This window comes from Pseudomonas sp. G1002 (assembly GCF_013385455.1).
GTDB lineage: Bacteria > Pseudomonadota > Gammaproteobacteria > Pseudomonadales > Pseudomonadaceae > Aquipseudomonas.
Window position 1 is genome coordinate 56,867 of the sequence record NZ_JACAPY010000026.1, and the last position, 19,763, is coordinate 76,629.

Genomic DNA, 19,763 nt, shown 5'->3' on the forward strand with positions numbered 1-19,763 from the left:
GCCGGCCGGTAGGCCGCTGTGCTTTTGCTTTTGACCTTGATCTGACTGCCCCAATGAGCCCGAGGCCGAACGCAGGCAGTGCGAAGCGGGCCGCTGTAAGAGCGGAACCATAAGCGGCCGTTACCGAAATAACGGATATACCCCCCACCTCAAATCCACCCCAACCAACTCCAATACGTAGCCGCAAACACCAACATCAACCCATATCCAATCAACGTCACCAAAATCCCGACCTTGGCAAACTGCCGCGCCGTAAACGTGCCGGTCCCCAAACACACCATATTCTGCGGCGCATTGATGGGCAGGATAAACCCGTAGCTCATCACAAACCCCAGCAACATCGTCATCCCCAGCCGACTGAACTCCCCGGGCAACGTCTGCAACACCGCAATCAAAATCGGCAACAACGCCGAGGTCAACGCCGTGGCACTGGCAAACCCCAAATGAATCACGATCAAAAACGCCCCCAGAATCGCAAACACCCCCAGCGGCCCCACCTGGTCCAACCCGGTATGCGCCACCACCTGCGACCCCAGCCACTGCCCCGCCTGGGTGGTCAGCAACGCCGTCCCCAGGCTGATGCCAACCCCAAACACAATCACCGTGCCCCACGGAATCCGCGACTGCACATCCTTCCAGGTCATCACCCCAATCCCCGGCATCAGCAAGAACACCAGCCCGGCATACGTCGTCGAGGTCGTATCAAAGCTGTGCAACCGCCCTTCCGTGGCCCAGGCCAACAACAGCAACACCGACACCGTCAGCAAGCGCTTCTGCGGCCCCGTCATCGGCCCGATGTCCACCAGCGATTGCGCCACCGCCTCCTTGCCTCCGGGAATGCTGTCACTCTCCGGCGGCAGCAGCTTCAACACCAAAAACAACAACACCGCCGACATGATCAGCGCCCACGGCGCCCCGGCGATCAACCAGTCGATCCACGACACCCGCTGCCCCAGCATCTTGTCCATAAAGCCAACCGTCAGCAGGTTCTGCGCCGCCGCCGTCTGGATACCGACGTTCCAGATGCTCGTACCCTGGGCCACGACGATCATGATCCCGGCCGCAATATTCGAACGCTTGTCCACGCCAAACGCGGCAATCACCCCCATCATGATCGGCACCACACACGCACTGCGGGCCGTGGCGCTGGGCACCACCAGGCTCAAGAGGATGGTCACGGCGACTGCCCCGACGAGAATGCCCCGGGTGCTGGTACCCACGCGGGTCAGGGTGACCAACGCGATGCGCCGGTCCAGCCCGGTATGGGTCATGGCTGCGGCGATAAACAACGCGCCGGCCACCAGCGCCAGCGCCGGGTTGGAAAACCCCGTCAACGCCATGCTGATCGCCGGGCTGGAACCGATCAGGTGCGTCGGGTCTTGCAGCGACGGCGCAGTGCCGAGCAAAAACGCCATCAACGAGGTGATCATGATCGCGCTGGCCTCGTAGGAGACCGCTTCGGTGATCCATACCACCACCGCAAACGCGAGGATCGCCAGCATCCGGTGCCCGGCCACCGGCAAGTCGGCCGGCAGCGGCAACAGCAGCACGCCGACCATCACCAGTACGCCGACCACCAGGCCCAGGGGCAACTTGAATGAAGCAGCTGTTGTTGCGGGGGCACTCATGGGGTTCTCCGTCGGCCGTGAAATCTGGCCCACAGCATGAGGCAAAGCGTCACGCCCGGTGTTGACGGGTATCAAGTGGCTAGGCCAATAACTGGGTCAACACCGCTCGCAACTTGCCGGGCTTGACCGGCTTGTTGAGCAATGGCACGTCCAGGCGCTGCAATGCACGGCGGCATTGGTCGGTGCGGTCGGCGGTGATAATCACTGCCGGAATCCTGCAGCCAAAATGCTCGCGCAACTGGTGCACGACCTCACAGCCCACCACGCCATGGTCCAGGTGATAGTCCGCGAGAATCAGCTCCGGTGCCCGGCCCTGCAACGCAACCAGTGCGCCGGCCTGATCGGTCGCAGTGACCACTTCGCAGCCCCACTGCCCAAGCAGCGCGCTCATGCTGTCGAGGATGCCGACTTCGTTGTCCAGCACCAGCAGCCGCCTCCCCGGCAACGGGTTGCCGGTGCTCGGTTGCGCGGCCACCACACTGATGGGCAGCGGCATGTCCTCGCTGATGGGGACTTCGATGCTGAACATCGAACCGCGCCCCGGCCACGAACGCACCGCCACCGGATAACCGAGGACCTCGGCGATACGCTCGACAATCGCCAACCCCAGTCCCACGCCCTTGCGGTCGGCGGCGCGGCCCACGTCCAGTTGATTGAACTCCAGGAAGATGGCGTCCAGGCGGTCCGCCGCAATTCCGCGCCCGGTGTCCCAAACCTCCAGGCGCAACCGCTCACCCCGGCGGCGGGCGCCCAGCAGGATGGAGCCCGCGCTCGTGTAGCGGCAGGCGTTGCTGAGGAAATTGCGCAGGATCCGCGTCACCAGCCGCAGGTCGGTGTTGATTGCGTAATGGCCTGTACGCGCCCGCAGGTTTAGCCCGGACGCCGCGGCCACCGACTGGAATTCCGAGACCAGCGGTGCGAACAGTTCGTCGAGACGGTACAGGGCGATGTCCGGCTTGACCGCCGCTTGATCGAGTCGGGAAATGTCCAGCAAGTCGGTGAGCAAATCCTCGGCGCCTTCCAGGGCCTGATGGGTGCGCTCCACCAACACGTGTTCGACGCTGGGCAAGTTGCGCTCGCGCAGGGTGGAAATCAGCAAGCGTGCGGCGTTGAGGGGTTGCAGCAGGTCATGACTGGCGGCGGCAAGGTATTTGTCCTTGCTGCGGTTGGCGGACTGGGCGGCATCCCGGGCATCGCGCAGGTCCTGCTCGATCTTCTCGCGCTGGGCGATTTGCTGTTGCAGGTTGCGGTTGGCTTCCAGCAACTCGTCGGTACGCGCCGCGACCCGCTGTTCCAATTCGTCGTTGAGGCGGATGTAGCGATTGCGCTCGGCTTCCAGCTCGTCGAGGCGCGCGGTCAGTTCGGGGTAATGACTCTTGCGCGCCGAGTGGTTGCCCAGCCCCAGGAGCCCCGCGAGTGCCCGTTGCTGATCGTCAGAGAGCTTCGCCATAGACGACCTCGACGTCACGCTGGCTGGATTCACGCGGGTTGGTAAGGATGCACGGGTCGTGCATGGCGTGCTGCGACAGAAAGGGAATGTCCGCCACTCGAATCCCATGCAGGCCGAGGGTTTCATGGAAGCCGATCGCATGCTTCAACGCGATCAAATGGTCCACCAGCCGGCCGCAGATTTGCCGGTGGTTGAGGCCCCGGCAATCAATGCCGAAGGTCTCGGCAATCACCTTGAAACGCTCCGGTGCCGCGCTGTAGTTGAACGCCACCACATGTTCCACCAGCACCGCGTTGCACAGGCCATGGGGCAGGTCGAGAAAGCCGCCAAGGCTGTGGGACATGGCATGCACCGCGCCGAGGATCGCATTGGAAAACGCCAGCCCGGCCTGCATGCTGCCCAGCATGATTTTCTCCCGCAGGGCGATGTCGCCGGGGTTGGCGATCATCTGCACCAGGTTGCCATTGATCAGGCGCATGGCTTCCAGCGCGTGGGGATCGGTCAGCGGGCCGTGGCCGGTGGACACGAAGGCCTCGATGGCATGCACCAGCGCATCGATGCCGGTACAGGCCGAGAGAAACGGGTCCATGCTCGCCGTGGTTTCCGGGTCGATCAGTGAAACATCGGGCACCACCGCCTTGCTGACGATGGAGAACTTCATGCGCTCCTGCTGGTTGGAAATGATCACGAACTGCGAGACATCCGCCGAGGAGCCTGCGGTGGTCGGGATCAGGATCAGCGGCGGGCTCGGCACGCGGATGGTGTCGACACCTTCGAAGTCGAGGATGCTGCAGCCATGGGCGACCACGATGCCGATGGCCTTGCCGCAGTCCATCGGGCTGCCGCCACCGACGGCGACGATCACGTCGCAATGGTTTTCACGGTAGACCTCGGCGCCGAGCATCACCTCTTCAACCCGGGGGTTGGGCGAAACGGCGGTGTACAGGCAGTAGTCGATGCCGATGGCTTGCAGGCTGGCCTCGACATCGGCCACCCAGCCGACAGCAACCACGCCGGGATCACTCACCACCAACACCTTGCGCGCGCCAAAGGTCTTGGCGTAGTTGCCTACGTTGTGCCGGCAGCCGGCGCCAAAGATGATTTCAGGGGAAACGAATTTACGCAGGAGACTCAGGTTCGGGCTCATTGGTAAGCCTGTTTTTATTATTCTGGAAGATGCGCTCCACACTAACCCATCCGACACTGATTGCAATCAGACCAATGGGGGGCGCTGAAACCGCGACGTACGGCACGATCTACTACTTTGGTACTGATTCCCCTCTCTATCGTCGCATTCCCAAGGCATCGAGACTGGCATGTAATGGGCGCATGACCCTATGGATCGGACCTGCTTGAATAAGCAAAAATAATAAGGCGAACGTCCATGTACAAAATTCTGATAGCCGACGATCACCCACTGTTTCGCGAGGCGATCCACAACGTCATCAGCGACGGGTTCCCGGGCAGCGAAGTGATGGAAACCGGCGACCTGGACAGCGCCCTGGCCCTGAGCCAGGAGCACGACGACCTGGATCTGATCCTGCTGGACCTGAACATGCCGGGCATGCACGGCCTCAATGGCCTGATCAACCTGCGCAACGAGTCGCCGACGATTCCGGTGGTGATCGTGTCTGCCGAGCAGGACAAGCAGGTCGTGCTGCAAGCCATCACCTATGGCGCGGTGGGGTTTATCACCAAGTCCTCGCCCAGGCTGCAGATGACCGAGGCAATCCAACAGATTCTCAACGGCAATGTGTATTTGCCGCCGGAGATTATTCGCAGCCAGAAAATCGGCGGGCAACGGCGCATGAATGATTGCCTGGGGCTTGCGCCGGAGCTGCTGCAGGCCCTGACCCGCAAGCAATTGCTGGTGCTGGAGCGGATGACCAAGGGTGACTCGAACAAGCAAATCGCCTATAGCCTGGAGATTGCCGAGACCACGGTGAAGGCCCATGTCTCGGCGATCCTGCGCAAGTTGAACGTGCACAATCGGGTGCAGGCGATTCTCAGCGCCGGGGACATCGACTTTGGTGCCTACCTGCGGCGCTGATACCCGTAGGGGCGGGATGCTGACCGCATTTCAAGGCACCTGAATGAGGGCCCGAAACAGCATGCCCGCCGCCACCAGCACACACAGGGTGGCAAAACCCACCTGCAAGGTGCGCGCCTTGATCACCGAGCACAGGCGCCGCCCCGCCAACATGCCGACAATGCTCGAACCGATAAACACCCAGCCCATCGGCTCGATACTGACCCCGGCATGAAACGCGCCGATCACGCCGATCAACGAGATCAGGCTGATCACCATCAGCGAGGTGGCGACGATGCCGCGCATCTGCACATCGGTCAGTTGCTTGAACGCCGGTACGATCAGGAAGCCGCCGCCCACGCCGAGCAACCCCGAGACCGCACCGGTCACTGCGCCGAGTGCTGCCAGGGTGGCGGTGCATTTGGCGGTCCAGGAAAAGCGCCCGGTCTGCTGGTCGAGCATGCAGTTCTTCTGGCCCCACGACGCGGTGCCGTGGTCGCTCGGCCCGGCCTCAAGCTTCTCCCGTTGCAGCATGCGCCAGGCCACCAGCACCATCAGCGCACTGAACAGGCCCATCAGGACTTTCTCCGACATCTGGTGGGCGAAGAACACCCCCAGCGGCGAAAACAGCGCGCCGAGCAGCGCAATCAGCAGCGCCGCACGGTAGCGCACCAGGCCATGGCGCAAACCGTCGACAGCCCCCACGGCAGCGGCCGCGCCCACCGCGAACAACGACACGGGCGCGGCCTGGGTCATGGTCAACCCCAGCCCCAATACCAGGGCCGGGACACCAAGAATGCCGCCCCCGGCGCCGGTCAGGCCCATGACCAACCCCATCAACACGCCCAGAAAACTTGCCAGCAGCATAGGGTTGCCTCAATCCACCTTGGCCAGACGGGTCAGCCACTCGCGGCCCTTGAGCATGCCGTTCCAGTAGAACCACGGCAGGAAACTCGCCTTGAGGAACCACGCCGAACGCCGCGCCACAGTCGGGTCGAGGGGAAAGGTCGGCAGCAACTTGCCGCCATAGCCGAACTCGGCCAGTACCACCTTGCCCTTCTCCACCGTCAGCGGGCAGGAACCGTAGCCGTCGTACTTGAGGGGCAACGGTGCCTGTCTGCGCAGGGCCAGCAGGTTTTCCGCCACCACGACGATTTGCTTGCGCACCGCCGCGGCGGTCTTGGCGTTGGTGGTGGAACACACATCGCCCAGGCCGAAGATGTGCGGGTAGCGCAGGTGTTGCAGGCTCTGGGGATTCACTTCGCACCAGCCGGCGGCATCGGCCAGGGGGCTGTGGCGAATGAAGTCCGGCGAGACCTGTGGCGGGACGACGTGCAGCAGGTCGAAGGTTTTCTCTTCGACGCGCACATTGCCTTCGGCGTCCTTGATTTCGAACCAGGCCTTGCGCGCGGGGCCGTCGACCTTGACCAGGTTGGAGTTGAATGCCAGCTGCGCCGAGTACTTTTCAACGTACTTCATCAGCGGCGGCACGAAGGTCGGCACGCCGAACAAGGCAGCGCCGGCCAGGTTGAATTCGACCTTGATGTTTTTCAGGTCACCCTGGCGGAGCCAGTGATCGCACGACAGGTACATGGCTTTTTGCGGAGCGCCGGCACATTTGATCGGCATGGCCGGTTGGGTAAAGATCGCCTTGCCATGCTTGAGTTGCTGCACCAGTTGCCAGGTGTAGGCGGCGTGTTCATAGCTGTAATTGGACGTTACGCCATGCTGGCCGAGGGTCTCTTGCAGGCCTTCGATCTTTTCCCAGGCCAGGCGCAGGCCTGGGCACACGATGAGGTTTTTCCAGCTGACGCGCTGGGCGCTGTCGAGCACCAGGGTGTGCTCGTCGGGCAGTAATTCGCTGACCGCGGCCTGGATCCAGGTGACGCCGTTGGGCAGCACGTCGGCCATGGGGCGCACGGTCCTGGTAACGTCATAAGCCCCACCGCCCACCAGGGTCCAGGCCGGCTGGTAGTAGTGGTGGTCGCTGGGCTCGATCAGGATGATGTTCAGGTGCGGGTCGCGCTTGAGCAGGCTGGCCAGCAGGCCGATGCCTGCCGAGCCGCCACCGATGACAACGATATCGCCACTGATGGTAGGTCCCCAGTGTTGGTCGTTCATGGTCTATGGCCTTTTTCAGTTAATGCACGCAAGGGTCGTTGCCGTATGGCACCACGCCCTAGCTGTTTGCCACCACGATGCCATCCTTTGCCTCGGGTCCTTTAATTCACTTAAGCTCACAAGGTTATGTGGAAACCTAACTGAATGTAAGTCGCCATTAGCTATCTGGGAAACCCGTCATGTCAGCGTTGATTCAATCCTTTCTGGACGAGGCGTCGTCGACCTACACCTACGTCGTCTATGAAACGGACGGTGGCCCATGCGCCATCGTTGATTCGGTGCTCAACTACGACCCGGCCTCCGGACGCACCGGCACCGGCCAGGCGGACAAGGTGATCGCGTTTGTGCGCGAGCATGGCTTGCAGGTGCAGTGGTTGCTGGAAACCCACGCCCATGCGGATCATCTGTCGGCTGCGCCTTATTTGCGTCGCCAGCTGGGGGGCAAGATCGCGATTGGCCAGTCCATCAGCAAGGTGCAGGGAGTGTTCAAGAACCTGTTCAACCTGGAGCCGGAGTTTCGGGTGGATGGGTCGCAGTTCGACCATCTGTTTGCGCCGGATGAGGTGTTTCACATCGGCAACCTGAAGGCCCAGGCGCTGCATGTGCCGGGGCATACGCCGGCGGATATGGCTTACCTGATTGATGACCAGTTGATTCTGGTGGGCGACACGCTGTTCATGCCGGACGTGGGCACGGCGCGCTGCGATTTCCCTGGTGGGGATGCGCGCCAGCTGTATGGGTCGATGCGCAAGTTGTTGGCCTTCGCGCCTGAAACCCGCCTTTATGTGTGCCATGACTATCCGCCCGAAGGACGCGCAGCCAAGTGCCTGACCACGGTGGCTGAACAGCGGGCGGGGAATATTCATGTGCATGACGGGGTGGATGAGGCGGCGTTTGTCGAGATGCGCACCACGCGGGATGCCGGGTTGGGCATGCCCACGCTGTTGTTGCCGGCGATTCAGGTGAATGTGCGGGCCGGGGTGATGCCGCCGGCGGAAGGAAATGGGGTGGTTTATTTGAAGATTCCCCTCAACCAGCTTTGAAATGCACTACAAAATGTGGGAGCGGGCTTGCTCGCGAATGCGGTGTATCAGTCTATATTTTCGGTGACTGACACTCCCCATTCGCGAGCAAGCCCGCTCCCACATTTGTTTTGTGTCGTTCATTAGCCGAGGTTGATGCCGTTGGCCGGTAGCGGCAGTGCGGTCTTGTAGCGCACTTGCTTGAGGGCAAAGCTGGAGCGGATGTTGGCGACACCCGGGACTTTGGTCAGGAAGTCCATCATGAAACGCTCCAGGGACTGGATGGTCGGCACCAGCACCCGAATCAGATAATCGGGGTCGCCGGCCATCAGGTAGCACTCCATCACTTCGGGGCGATCCGAAATCGCCCCTTCGAATTGCTGCAATGCCAATTCGTTCTGCTTTTCCAGGCTGACGTGGATGAACACATTGACGTGCAGCCCCAGCAGGTCGGCGTCCAGCAGCGTCACCTGGTCGCGAATCAGCCCCAGTTCTTCCATGGCCTTGACCCGGTTGAAACACGGCGTGGGCGACAGATTGACCGAGCGGGCCAGGTCGGCGTTGGTGATGCGAGCGTTCTCCTGAAGGGCGTTCAGAATGCCGATATCGATACGGTCCAGTTTGCGCATGAGACAAAACCACCTGTTTATTATGTTTATGCAGTTTTTTTATCCCCAAATGATCTCCAACGCAATGAAACAGAGATAAATATTCTCCTGAGCCGAGCCTATGATTGTTGTAGGACAAGATTTCTTCTACCCGAAGAAGGACTGTCAGCTACCGCGCCCACTACAAGAAATTCACAAGATAGAGCGTAGAAAGCCATGACTCAGCAGTACGAACCACTGCGCCTGCACGTTCCCGAACCCTCGGGCCGCCCAGGCTGCAAGACCGACTTTACCTACCTGCGCCTGACTGACGCTGGCCTGGTGCGCAAACCCCCAATCGACGTAGAACCCGCCGACACCGCCGACCTGGCCAAGGGCCTGATTCGCGTGCTCGACGATCAAGGCCAGGCCCTCGGCCCATGGGCTGAAGGCGTGCCAGTCGAGATTCTGCGCAAGGGCATGCGCGCCATGCTCAAGACGCGGATCTTCGACAACCGCATGGTGGTCGCCCAGCGTCAGAAGAAGATGTCGTTCTACATGCAAAGCCTCGGCGAAGAAGCCATCGGCAGCGCCCAGGCCCTGGCCTTGAACATCGACGACATGTGCTTCCCCACCTATCGCCAGCAAAGCATCCTGATGGCCCGGGAAGTGCCGCTGGTAGACCTGATCTGCCAACTGCTGTCCAACGAGCGCGACCCGCTCAAGGGCCGCCAGTTGCCGATCATGTACTCGGTAAAAGATGCCGGCTTCTTCACGATTTCCGGCAACCTCGCCACCCAATTCGTACAAGGCGTGGGCTGGGGCATGGCCTCGGCCATCAAGGGCGATACCAAGATTGCCTCGGCCTGGATCGGCGACGGCGCCACCGCTGAATCCGACTTCCACACCGCCCTCACCTTCGCCCACGTGTACCGGGCACCCGTGATTCTTAACGTAGTGAACAACCAGTGGGCGATCTCCACCTTCCAGGCCATTGCCGGCGGTGAAGCCACGACCTTTGCCGGACGCGGCGTGGGTTGCGGCATCGCCTCCCTGCGGGTGGACGGCAACGACTTTGTCGCGGTGTACGCCGCCTCCGCCTGGGCCGCCGAACGTGCCCGCCGCAACCTGGGCCCGACCCTGATCGAATGGGTGACCTACCGTGCCGGCCCGCACTCCACCTCCGATGACCCGTCCAAATACCGTCCCGCCGACGACTGGAGCCACTTCCCGCTGGGCGACCCGATCGCCCGCCTCAAGCAGCACCTGATCAAGATTGGTCAGTGGTCCGAAGAGGAACACGCGGCGGTCAGTGCCGAACTTGAAGCCGAAGTGCTCAAGGCCCAGAAAGAAGCCGAACAGTACGGCACCCTGGCCGGTGGCCAGATTCCAAGCGCCGCGACCATGTTCGAAGACGTTTATAAAGAGATGCCGGAGCACTTGAAGCGCCAGCGTCAAGAGTTGGGGATCTGACATGAACGATCACAACAACAATATCGAGCTGGAAACCGCCATGACCACCACGACCATGACCATGATCCAAGCCTTGCGCTCGGCCATGGATGTGATGCTTGAGCGAGACGACAATGTGGTGGTGTTCGGCCAGGACGTCGGTTACTTCGGCGGCGTGTTCCGCTGCACCGAAGGCCTGCAGAACAAGTACGGCACCTCGCGGGTGTTCGACGCACCGATCTCCGAAAGCGGGATCGTCGGCGTGGCGGTCGGCATGGGCGCCTATGGCCTGCGGCCGGTGGCCGAGATTCAGTTCGCCGACTACGTGTACCCTGCCACCGACCAGATCATTTCCGAAGCCGCCCGCCTGCGTTATCGCTCGGCCGGCCAGTTCACTGCACCGCTGACCATGCGCATGCCCTGCGGCGGCGGCATCTACGGCGGCCAGACCCACAGCCAGAGTATTGAAGCGGTGTTCACCCAGGTCTGCGGCCTGCGCACGGTGATGCCGTCCAATCCGTACGACGCCAAGGGCCTGCTGATCGCCTCCATCGAAAACGATGACCCGGTGATCTTCCTCGAACCCAAGCGCCTGTATAACGGCCCGTTCGACGGCCACCACGACCGCCCGGTAACCCCGTGGTCGAAACACCCGCAAGCGCAGGTGCCGGACGGTTACTACACCGTGCCGCTGGATGTGGCCGCCATCGCCCGCCCGGGCAAGGACGTGACGATCCTCACCTACGGCACCACGGTGTATGTGTCGCAAGTCGCCGCCGAAGAAACCGGCATCGACGCCGAAGTCATCGACCTGCGCAGCCTGTGGCCGCTGGACCTGGAAACCATCGTCAATTCCGTGAAGAAAACCCGTCGCTGCGTGATCGTTCACGAAGCCACCCGTACCTGCGGGTTCGGCGCCGAGCTGGTGGCGCTGGTGCAGGAGCATTGCTTCCACTACCTGGAAGCGCCGATCGAGCGCGTCACCGGTTGGGATACCCCGTATCCCCACGCGCAAGAGTGGGCGTATTTCCCTGGCCCGACCCGAGTGGGCGCGGCTTTGCATCGGGTTATGGAGGTCTGAATGGGCACGCACGTTATCAAGATGCCGGACATTGGCGAAGGCATCGCAGAAGTTGAATTGTCGGTATGGCACGTCAAGGTCGGCGACCTGGTGGTAGAAGACCAGGTGCTGGCGGACGTGATGACCGACAAGGCCATGGTGGACATTCCGTCGCCGGTGCACGGCAAGGTGATTTCCCTCGGCGGCGAGCCGGGGGAAGTCATGGCGGTGGGCAGTGTTTTGATCAGTATCGAAGTGGAAGGCGCGGGCAATACCAGGGAGTCGGCGTTGTCGGCGGTGGTTGAAGAGGTCGCGCTTGCACCGGCTCCTGCACCAAAAGTCGAAGCCAGGGCCGCGCCGGTGGTTGAACCCAAGCCTGCCGCCAAACCTGCGGTGGCGGCTGCGCAAGCGCCCGTGGCCCGCGAGGCCGATGACCGCCCGCTGGCCTCCCCGGCCGTGCGCAAACATGCGCTGGATGCTGGCATCCAGCTACGACTGGTCCAGGGCTCCGGCCCGGCCGGCCGGATTCTGCATGAAGATCTGGACGCTTACTTGCTCCAGGGTCCGGCGAAAAATTCCGGGGCCTCCAACCCGTACGCCGAACGCAACGACGAGCAGCAAATCCCGGTGATCGGCATGCGCCGCAAGATCGCCCAGCGCATGCAGGACGCCACCCGGCGCGCCGCGCATTTCAGCTATGTGGAAGAGATCGACGTCACGGCCCTCGATGAGTTGCGCGTGCACCTCAACGAGAAACACGGCGCTACCCGCGGCAAGCTGACCCTGCTGCCGTTCCTGGTGCGGGCCATGGTCGTCGCATTGCGCGACTATCCGCAGATCAACGCGCGTTATGACGACGAAGCCCAGGTCATCACCCGCCTCGGCGCGGTGCATGTGGGTGTCGCCACCCAGAGCGATGTCGGCCTGATGGTGCCGGTGGTGCGTCACGCCGAAGCCCGCGACCTGTGGGGCACGGCGCAAGAAATCAATCGCTTGGCGAATGCGGCGCGCAATGGCAAGGCCAGTCGCGATGAGCTGTCGGGCTCGAGCATCACCCTGACCAGCCTCGGTGCGTTGGGCGGGATTGTCAGCACCCCGGTGCTGAACCTGCCGGAAGTGGCCATCGTCGGGGTCAACCGCATTGTCGAGCGGCCGATGGTGATCAAGGGCCAGATTGTGATCCGCAAGATGATGAACCTCTCCAGCTCCTTCGATCACCGGGTGGTCGATGGCATGGACGCGGCGCAATTCATCCAGGCCATCCGTGGCCTGCTCGAACAACCCGCCAGCCTGTTCCTGGAGTAACCCATGTCTCAAACATTGCACACCACGCTGCTGATCATCGGCGGCGGGCCTGGCGGTTACGTGGCAGCGATTCGCGCCGGCCAGCTGGGCATCCCGACCATCCTGGTGGAAGGCCAATCGCTGGGCGGCACCTGCCTGAACATCGGCTGCATTCCGTCCAAGGCGCTGATCCATGTCGCCGAACAGTTCCAGCAAACCGTGCACCACAGCCAGGGTTCGCCGTTGGGTATCGAAGTCGATGTGCCGACCCTGGACATCGGCAAAAGCGTTGAATGGAAAGACGGCATCGTCGACCGCCTGACCACCGGCGTAGCCGCGCTGCTGAAAAAACACAAGGTCCAGGTCATTCAGGGCTGGGCCAAGGTCGTGGACGGCAAGACCGTCGATGTCGGCGACCAGCGCATCCAGTGTGAACACCTGTTGCTGGCCACCGGCTCGAAAAGTGTCAACCTGCCGATGCTGCCGATTGGCGGGCCGATCATCTCCTCCACCGAAGCCCTGGCGCCGAAACGCATCCCGAAACGCTTGATCGTGGTGGGCGGCGGCTACATTGGCCTGGAATTGGGGACTGCCTATCGCAAGCTCGGTGCCGAGGTCAGCGTGGTTGAGGCCCAGGACCGGATTTTGCCGGCCTACGACGCCGAACTGACCCAACCGGTGGCCGAATCCCTGAAGCAACTGGGGGTGAAGGTGTTCCTGAAACACAGCGTCAGCGGTTTTGAGCACAACACCCTGCAAGTGCGTGACCCCAGCGGCGAGACGCTGTCGCTGGAAACCGACCAGGTGCTGGTTGCCGTTGGTCGCAAACCCAACACCCAGGGCTGGAACCTCGAAGCCTTGAACCTGGACATGAACGGCTCGGCGATCAAGATCGACAGCCGCTGCCAGACCAGCATGCGCAATGTGTGGGCCATCGGCGACCTCAGCGGTGAACCGATGCTCGCCCACCGGGCCATGGCCCAGGGCGAAATGGTCGCCGAACTGATCAGCGGTAAATCCCGCGAATTCAACCCGGCCGCGATCCCGGCGGTGTGCTTCACCGACCCGGAACTGGTAGTGGTCGGCAAGACCCCGGACGAAGCCAGGGCGGCCGGGCTGGACTGCATCGTGTCGAGCTTCCCGTTCGCCGCCAATGGCCGGGCCATGACCCTGGAGTCGAAAACCGGCTTCGTGCGGGTAGTGGCGCGCCGCGACAATCACCTGATCGTCGGCTGGCAGGCGGTAGGCGTTGGCGTCTCGGAACTGTCCACGGCCTTCGGCCTGAGCCTGGAAATGGGTTCACGCCTGGAAGACGTGGCGGGCACCATCCACGCCCACCCGACCCTCGGCGAAGCGGTACAGGAAGCAGCCCTGCGGGCCCTGGGGCATGCATTGCATCTATAAAATGGCGAAGTTCAAATGTGGGAGCGGGCTTGCTCGCGAAAGCGGTGGATCAGCACCGAATGCATCGAATGACACGCCGCATTCGCGAGCAAGCCCGCTCCCACACAAGCCAAGAATGAAGTATTGTTGCTCCCATCCAGAAATAAACCATAAGCCTGCCTTCGACCAGGCGGTTGACAAAAGATAGAGGGTGTCATGGGTAACGAAAGCATCAATTGGGACAAGCTGGGTTTTGACTACATCAAGACCGACAAGCGTTTCCTCCAGACCTGGAAAGACGGCGAGTGGCAAAAAGGCACCCTGACCGACGACAACGTGCTGCACATCAGCGAGGGCTCCACCGCCCTGCACTACGGCCAGCAATGCTTTGAAGGCCTCAAGGCCTACCGCTGCAAGGACGGTTCGATCAACCTGTTCCGCCCCGACCAGAATGCCGCGCGCATGCAGCGCAGCTGTGGCCGCCTGCTGATGCCACAAGTGCCGACCGACGCCTTCATCGAAGCCTGCAAGGAAGTGGTCCGCGCCAACGAGCGGTTCATCCCGCCGTACGGCACCGGCGGCGCGCTGTACCTGCGCCCGTTCGTGATCGGCACCGGTGACAACATCGGCGTGCGCACCGCGCCGGAATTCATCTTCTCGATCTTCTGCATCCCGGTCGGCGCCTACTTCAAGGGCGGCCTGACCCCGCACAACTTCCTGATCTCCGGCTACGACCGTGCGGCTCCCAACGGCACCGGCGCCGCCAAGGTCGGTGGCAACTACGCCGCCAGCCTGATGCCCGGTTCCCTGGCGAAAAAAGCCAACTTCGCCGACTGCATCTACCTCGACCCGGCCACCCACTCGAAGATCGAAGAAGTCGGCTCGGCCAACTTCTTCGGGATCACCCACGACAACAAGTTCGTCACCCCGAACTCGCCGTCGGTGTTGCCAGGCATCACCCGCCTGTCGCTGATCGAGCTGGCAAAATCGCGCCTGGGCCTGGAAGTGGTTGAAGGCGACGTGCTGATCGACAAGCTGTCGGACTTCAAGGAAGCCGGCGCCTGCGGCACCGCCGCCGTGATCACCCCGATCGGCGGCATCGAGTACAAAGACAAGCTGCACGTGTTCTACAGCGAAAAAGAAGTCGGCCCGGTCACCCAGAAGCTCTACAAAGAGCTGACTGGCGTACAGTCCGGCGACGTCGAAGCGCCTGAGGGCTGGATCGTCAAGGTCTAAGCAACACTGCAAAACCAAACTGTGGGAGCGGGCTTGCTCGCGAATACGGAGTGTCAGTCGACAGATTTATTGACTGATACACCGCATTCGCGAGCAAGCCCGCTCCCACATTTGGTTTCCAGCGTTTGGAAAACCGGGCTTCAGGCCTTATCCATCGGGATGTTTTCCAGGATCTTCTTGCCCATGCTGATCCGCGGCTCCGCGCCATAACCCAGCGCCTCATAAAACCCCATCACCGCGTCATTGCCACTGGTGATCTGCAGGTTGATCTTCATGCAACCCAGCGCCGTCAACGCCTGCTCCGCATGCCGCACCAACGAGGCGCCCAGGCCCTGGCGGCGATAGTCGTTGTGCACCGCCACTGAATACAACCAGCCACGATGCCCGTCGTAGCCGGCGAGGATAGTGCCGATCACCGCCTTCTTGTCGGTGGCCACGAAGAACAACCCATCGTTGACCGCCAGCTTCTTGTCGATCGCCAGGCTCGGCAGGTTATGCGCCGCGTCATAACCAAACGCCGCCTGCCACAACGCCACCACCTGCGCCCGATGGGCCCGATCGCGATAGACGCCGATGGGATGGCGGGATGACAACGCCTTCTCCATCACCAGCGTGCGTTCATTGCCATGGTAGACATCGCGCACCGTGTGGAAACCCAGCTTGGTGTAGAACGGCTCGGCCGTCAGCGAAGACGGCACATGCAACAAGGTCACCCCGGCTTCCCGGGCACGCAGCTCGATTTCAATCATCAGCAAGCGCCCGATGCCCTGCCCTTGCAGCGCCGGATTGACGAAGACCGAGCGCACCACATTGGCGTCAAGTGCCGCCGTGGCAACGATCACCTCATCCTGAATGGCCACCAGCACCGTTCGACGCGCGAGCAACGCCACGACAGCCTCGGGAGTAAAGTTGCTCGCCACCCGCGCAATCACATCCGCCGGATAATCCCGGGCGTTGCTGTCATGCAGGGCCGCCAGGATGACCTGGCTGATGCCCTCGGCATCGGTAGTTTGGGCGAGACGAACTTCAGTGGGCATGGTTTCTCCATCCAGACAAAAAACCTCAGGCAACACAATACCAATGTGGGAGCGGGCTTGCTCGCGAAGGCGGTGTATCAGCCACCGAATTTATTAACTGACCCACCGCTTTCGCGAGCAAGCCCGCTCCCACATTTTGATCTCCACTCACCTCCACAGCCGATTCGGCTGCCCCACCCCACTTTTCAGCTTTCCCGGCTGAGCCACCCCCTCAGTTCAGCCGGGATTCTTCCTTCACACCGCACAAAATAGCCTCACTGCCCAACCCATGGACCCGTGCCCCCATGCAAACCACCAACACCGTCCTGATGATCCGCCCGGCGCACTTCGCCTTCAACCCGGACACCGCGATCAACAACCGCTTCCAGCGTGCGCCCCTCGACCCGTTGGCGGCACAGCAGAAAGCGCTGGAAGAGTTCGACGGCTACGTCGACACCCTGCGCCACCACGGCGTGGAAGTGCTGGTGGTACAAGACACCCCCGCTCCCCATACCCCGGATTCGATCTTCCCCAACAACTGGTGGAGCAGCCACGCCGACGGCAGCCTGGTGCTGTACCCGATGGAAGGCCGGAACCGACGACTGGAACGCGACAAAGGCGTGCTGCAAGTGCTGGAGCAACGCTTCGCGATCCACAACACCATCGACTTCAGCCACCTCGAACAACAGAACATGTTCCTCGAAGGCACCGGCAGCATGGTCCTCGACCGCCAGCACCGCATCAGCTACGCCTGCCATTCCGGGCGTACCCATCAGGATGCCCTCCGCCAGTTCGCCGAACGCCTTGACTACCAGGTCTGCGTATTCCACGCCGTCGACCGCCACCACGCGCCGATCTACCACAGCAACGTAATGATGAGTGTCGGCCGCGACCTCTCCGTGGTGTGCCTGCAAGCCCTGCCCGATGACCACGAGCGCCAGGCCCTTGAACGCTCCCTGCGCGATACCGGCAAAGACATCGTCGCCCTGGACTTCGATCAGTTGGAAGCCTTCGCCGGCAACATGCTGGAAGTCCACGACCGCGACGGCCAGCCGCTGCTGGTGATGTCGGCCAGCGCCTGGGGCTCCCTCAAGCCCGCCCAGCGTCAGCATGTGGAGCGTCACACCCGGCCGGTGGTGGTGAACATCGACAACATCGAACGCATCGGCGGCGGCAGTGCCCGCTGCATGTTGGCGGAAGTGCATCTGCCCACCCGCCCCTCATTTCAATAAGGAGTCTTCCCATGACCCGCTATATCGACGTCAACGACTTGAGCTACCTGGTTTCGCAAAAAGGCCTGCAAACCTGCATTACCGAGATGGCCGAGTACATCCGCGCCGACTACCTGCGCTGGCAGGACTTTGAAAAATGCGCGCGCCTGGCCAACCACTCGCCCGAGGGCGTGATCGAGCTGATGCCGGTGTCCGACGCGTCGCTGTACGCCTTCAAATACGTGAACGGCCACCCGAAAAACACCCAGAGCGGCATGCTCACCGTCATGGCCTTCGGCGCCCTGGGTGATGTGGACACCGGCAAACCGGTACTGCTGGCGGAAATGACCCTGACCACCGCGATCCGCACGGCCGCCACCTCGGCCCTGGTGGCGCGCTACCTGGCCCGGGACAACAGCCGCAGCATGGCGCTGATCGGCAACGGCTCCCAGAGTGAGTTCCAGGCCCTGGCCTTCCACGCGATGCTGGGCATCACTGAAATCCGCCTGTTCGACATCGACGCCAAGGCCACCGCCAAACTGGCCGCCAACCTCAAAGCCTTCCCGGCGATCAAGGTGATCCTGGCAGGCAGCGTTGCCGAAGCCGTGAAAGGCGCCGACATCGTCACCACCGTCACCGCCGACAAGGCCTACGCCACCATCCTCACGGACGAGATGATCGAACCGGGCATGCACCTGAATGCCGTCGGTGGCGACTGCCCCGGCAAGACCGAACTGGACCGACGAATCGTCGAACGGGCCCGCGTGATTGTCGAGTACGAGCCACAAAGCCGCATCGAAGGCGAAATCCAGCACATGCCGGAAGATTCGCCGGTCACCGAGCTGTGGCAAGTGATCAACGGCCAGGCGCCAGGCCGCGAAAACGCGCGCCAGGTCACCCTGTTCGACTCGGTAGGTTTTGCCATCGAAGACTACTCCGCCCTGCGTTACGTACTGGACGTGGCCACGGCGCTGGACGTGGGCAGCGAACTGGAACTGGTGCCGGACCTTGCCGACCCCAAGGACCTGTTTGCCCGCCTGGCCCAAGCACCGGTGGCACAGCAGAAAAAGCGCGCCTGAGACCGCTCTGGCCTGCCGCTTTGCGTGAAAGGCAGGCCGGAAAAACCCGGTCAACAAGCCGATTCAGCGGGTGCCGCAGCCGTTTCCGCTGTGACCCGCGTTTTAACAGCACATTCCGCCCGCCGCGGCAGGGGTAAACGACACAAAAAACGCACCATCTTGAAGCATTCTCTCTGACAACAAACAGCCCAATGTGGCGAGGCACCCAATGGTGAGGCAGCCCAATGTGGCGAGGGAGCTTGCTCCCGCTGGAGTGCGTAGCGCTCCCAGGATTTTGGGGCCGCTGCGCAGCCCAGCGGGAGCAAGCTCCCTCGCCACAAAAGCCAGCTCGCCTTAGCTTTCAACTTTTCTACTGCCCTGACATCAATTACAAAATATAGGGAATACACATGACTCCGCTCCGATCACTTTTCGCTGCGCTGCTCCTGCCATTGGCCGCAACCGCTGCCCAGGCTCAGGAATGGAAAGAAATCCGCTTTGGGGTTTTCCCCGAATACCCACCGTTTGAATCCGTCGCCGCCGACGGCAGCCTGCAAGGTTTCGACATCGACCTGGGCAACGCCATCTGCGCCAAGCTGGAAGTCAAATGCGTGTGGGTCCACAACGAATTCGACGGCATGATCCCGGCCCTGCGCGCCCGCAAGTTCGACGCCATCATGTCCTCCATGGCCGTGACCCCGGCCCGCCAGAAAGTCATCGACTTCAGCGACCGGCTGTTCCTCAGCCCGACCTCGGTGATCACCCGCAAAAGCGCCGACTTCGGCGACACCCCCGAATCCCTGAAAGGCAAACAGGTCGGCGTGCTGCAAGGCTCGCTGCAGGAAGCCTACGCCCGTGCGCACCTGGCCAAGCTCGGCGCGCAGATCAAGGCGTACCAGTCCCAGGAACAGAACTACGCCGACCTGCAAAACGGTCGTCTCGACGCCACCCTGACCGACAAGCTGGAAGCCCAGCTCAACTTCCTGTCCAAACCTGAAGGCGCCGACTTCAAGACCGGCCCGGCCTTCAAGGACCCGACCCTGCCGCTCGACATCGCCATGGGCCTGCGCAAGAACGACAAGGACCTGGTGGAGCTGATCAACAAAGGCATCGCCGCCGTCCAGGCCGATGGCACCTACACACAGATCCAGAAGAAATACTTCGGCGATCAGGATATCTACAACGAGTGACGCCTCATGTGGGAGCGAGCTTGTGTGGGAGCGGGC

At 62.1% G+C, this 19,763-nt stretch carries 17 protein-coding genes; 10 read left to right on the plus strand and 7 right to left on the minus strand.

From position 1 onward, the window contains the following. Window positions 1-149 precede the first annotated feature (149 nt). The 3 genes from HX801_RS14055 to ercA all read right to left on the minus strand — a co-directional run bounded on the left by HX801_RS14055 (window position 150) and on the right by ercA (window position 4,225). Window positions 150-1,628, minus strand: a complete 1,479-nt coding sequence (locus HX801_RS14055; RefSeq protein ID WP_134327016.1) for a DASS family sodium-coupled anion symporter — start codon at window positions 1,626-1,628, stop codon at window positions 150-152. 79 nt (window positions 1,629-1,707) lie between these two features. Next, window positions 1,708-3,078, minus strand: coding sequence for a hybrid sensor histidine kinase/response regulator (locus tag HX801_RS14060; protein ID WP_177022266.1), 1,371 nt, complete (start codon window positions 3,076-3,078; stop codon window positions 1,708-1,710). Then, window positions 3,062-4,225 (minus strand): alcohol dehydrogenase-like regulatory protein ErcA, encoded by a 1,164-nt coding sequence (ercA, locus tag HX801_RS14065; protein WP_003207798.1) that lies wholly within the window; start codon window positions 4,223-4,225, stop codon window positions 3,062-3,064. The genes HX801_RS14060 and ercA overlap by 17 nt, the downstream gene beginning before the upstream one ends. A gap of 237 nt (window positions 4,226-4,462) precedes the next feature. On the opposite strand from ercA, the gene HX801_RS14070 reads away from it, so the two are divergent. After that, window positions 4,463-5,128 carry a response regulator transcription factor gene (locus tag HX801_RS14070; RefSeq protein ID WP_063028558.1) on the plus strand — a complete coding sequence of 222 codons (666 nt, stop codon included), beginning with the start codon at window positions 4,463-4,465 and terminating at the stop codon, window positions 5,126-5,128. Window positions 5,129-5,158: 30 nt separating this feature from the next. Here the strand turns inward: HX801_RS14070 and HX801_RS14075 are convergent, their stop codons facing one another. Together HX801_RS14075 and HX801_RS14080 are read right to left on the minus strand one after the other, a co-directional pair. Beyond that, window positions 5,159-5,974 carry a sulfite exporter TauE/SafE family protein gene (locus HX801_RS14075; protein ID WP_003207794.1) on the minus strand — a complete coding sequence of 272 codons (816 nt, stop codon included), beginning with the start codon at window positions 5,972-5,974 and terminating at the stop codon, window positions 5,159-5,161. A gap of 9 nt (window positions 5,975-5,983) precedes the next feature. Further along, on the minus strand, window positions 5,984-7,228 hold the full coding sequence (locus tag HX801_RS14080) for an FAD/NAD(P)-binding oxidoreductase (protein ID WP_003207793.1): 1,245 nt from the start codon (window positions 7,226-7,228) through the stop codon (window positions 5,984-5,986). A gap of 179 nt (window positions 7,229-7,407) precedes the next feature. Between HX801_RS14080 and HX801_RS14085 the strand changes: the two genes are divergently transcribed. Continuing rightward, window positions 7,408-8,271 (plus strand): MBL fold metallo-hydrolase, encoded by an 864-nt coding sequence (locus tag HX801_RS14085; RefSeq protein ID WP_003207791.1) that lies wholly within the window; start codon window positions 7,408-7,410, stop codon window positions 8,269-8,271. 122 nt (window positions 8,272-8,393) lie between these two features. Here the strand turns inward: HX801_RS14085 and bkdR are convergent, their stop codons facing one another. Continuing rightward, complete coding sequence (bkdR, locus tag HX801_RS14090) at window positions 8,394-8,879, minus strand: Bkd operon transcriptional regulator BkdR (RefSeq protein ID WP_003212855.1); 486 nt, start codon at window positions 8,877-8,879, stop codon at window positions 8,394-8,396. Window positions 8,880-9,074: 195 nt separating this feature from the next. Here bkdR and HX801_RS14095 point away from each other — a divergent pair, with 195 nt between their 5' ends. The 5 genes from HX801_RS14095 (at window position 9,075) to HX801_RS14115 (ending at window position 15,252) form a co-directional block, all read left to right on the plus strand. Continuing rightward, window positions 9,075-10,310 carry a 3-methyl-2-oxobutanoate dehydrogenase (2-methylpropanoyl-transferring) subunit alpha gene (locus HX801_RS14095; protein WP_003212857.1) on the plus strand — a complete coding sequence of 412 codons (1,236 nt, stop codon included), beginning with the start codon at window positions 9,075-9,077 and terminating at the stop codon, window positions 10,308-10,310. Between the two features lies 1 nt (window position 10,311). Then, the gene (locus HX801_RS14100) at window positions 10,312-11,370 is read left to right on the plus strand and encodes an alpha-ketoacid dehydrogenase subunit beta (RefSeq protein WP_003212859.1); all 1,059 of its coding nucleotides are present in this window, start codon (window positions 10,312-10,314) and stop codon (window positions 11,368-11,370) included. Then, on the plus strand, window positions 11,371-12,654 hold the full coding sequence (locus HX801_RS14105; RefSeq protein ID WP_177021067.1) for a dihydrolipoamide acetyltransferase family protein: 1,284 nt from the start codon (window positions 11,371-11,373) through the stop codon (window positions 12,652-12,654). 3 nt (window positions 12,655-12,657) lie between these two features. Then, a complete protein-coding gene (lpdA, locus tag HX801_RS14110) occupies window positions 12,658-14,037 on the plus strand; it encodes a dihydrolipoyl dehydrogenase (RefSeq protein WP_177022267.1) in 1,380 nt (459 codons plus the stop codon). A 195-nt stretch (window positions 14,038-14,232) separates the two neighbouring features. Then, complete coding sequence (locus HX801_RS14115) at window positions 14,233-15,252, plus strand: branched-chain amino acid aminotransferase (RefSeq protein WP_003212864.1); 1,020 nt, start codon at window positions 14,233-14,235, stop codon at window positions 15,250-15,252. A 140-nt stretch (window positions 15,253-15,392) separates the two neighbouring features. Here the strand turns inward: HX801_RS14115 and HX801_RS14120 are convergent, their stop codons facing one another. Next, window positions 15,393-16,289 carry a GNAT family acetyltransferase gene (locus HX801_RS14120; RefSeq protein ID WP_008434482.1) on the minus strand — a complete coding sequence of 299 codons (897 nt, stop codon included), beginning with the start codon at window positions 16,287-16,289 and terminating at the stop codon, window positions 15,393-15,395. Window positions 16,290-16,573: 284 nt separating this feature from the next. Here HX801_RS14120 and ctlX point away from each other — a divergent pair, with 284 nt between their 5' ends. The 3 genes from ctlX to HX801_RS14135 all read left to right on the plus strand — a co-directional run bounded on the left by ctlX (window position 16,574) and on the right by HX801_RS14135 (window position 19,727). Then, window positions 16,574-17,500, plus strand: coding sequence for a citrulline utilization hydrolase CtlX (gene ctlX / locus HX801_RS14125; protein WP_003212867.1), 927 nt, complete (start codon window positions 16,574-16,576; stop codon window positions 17,498-17,500). An 11-nt stretch (window positions 17,501-17,511) separates the two neighbouring features. Beyond that, a complete protein-coding gene (locus HX801_RS14130; RefSeq protein ID WP_087694492.1) occupies window positions 17,512-18,558 on the plus strand; it encodes an ornithine cyclodeaminase in 1,047 nt (348 codons plus the stop codon). A 389-nt stretch (window positions 18,559-18,947) separates the two neighbouring features. Then, a complete protein-coding gene (locus HX801_RS14135) occupies window positions 18,948-19,727 on the plus strand; it encodes an ABC transporter substrate-binding protein (RefSeq protein ID WP_003212870.1) in 780 nt (259 codons plus the stop codon). The last annotated feature ends 36 nt before the right edge of the window (window positions 19,728-19,763 follow it).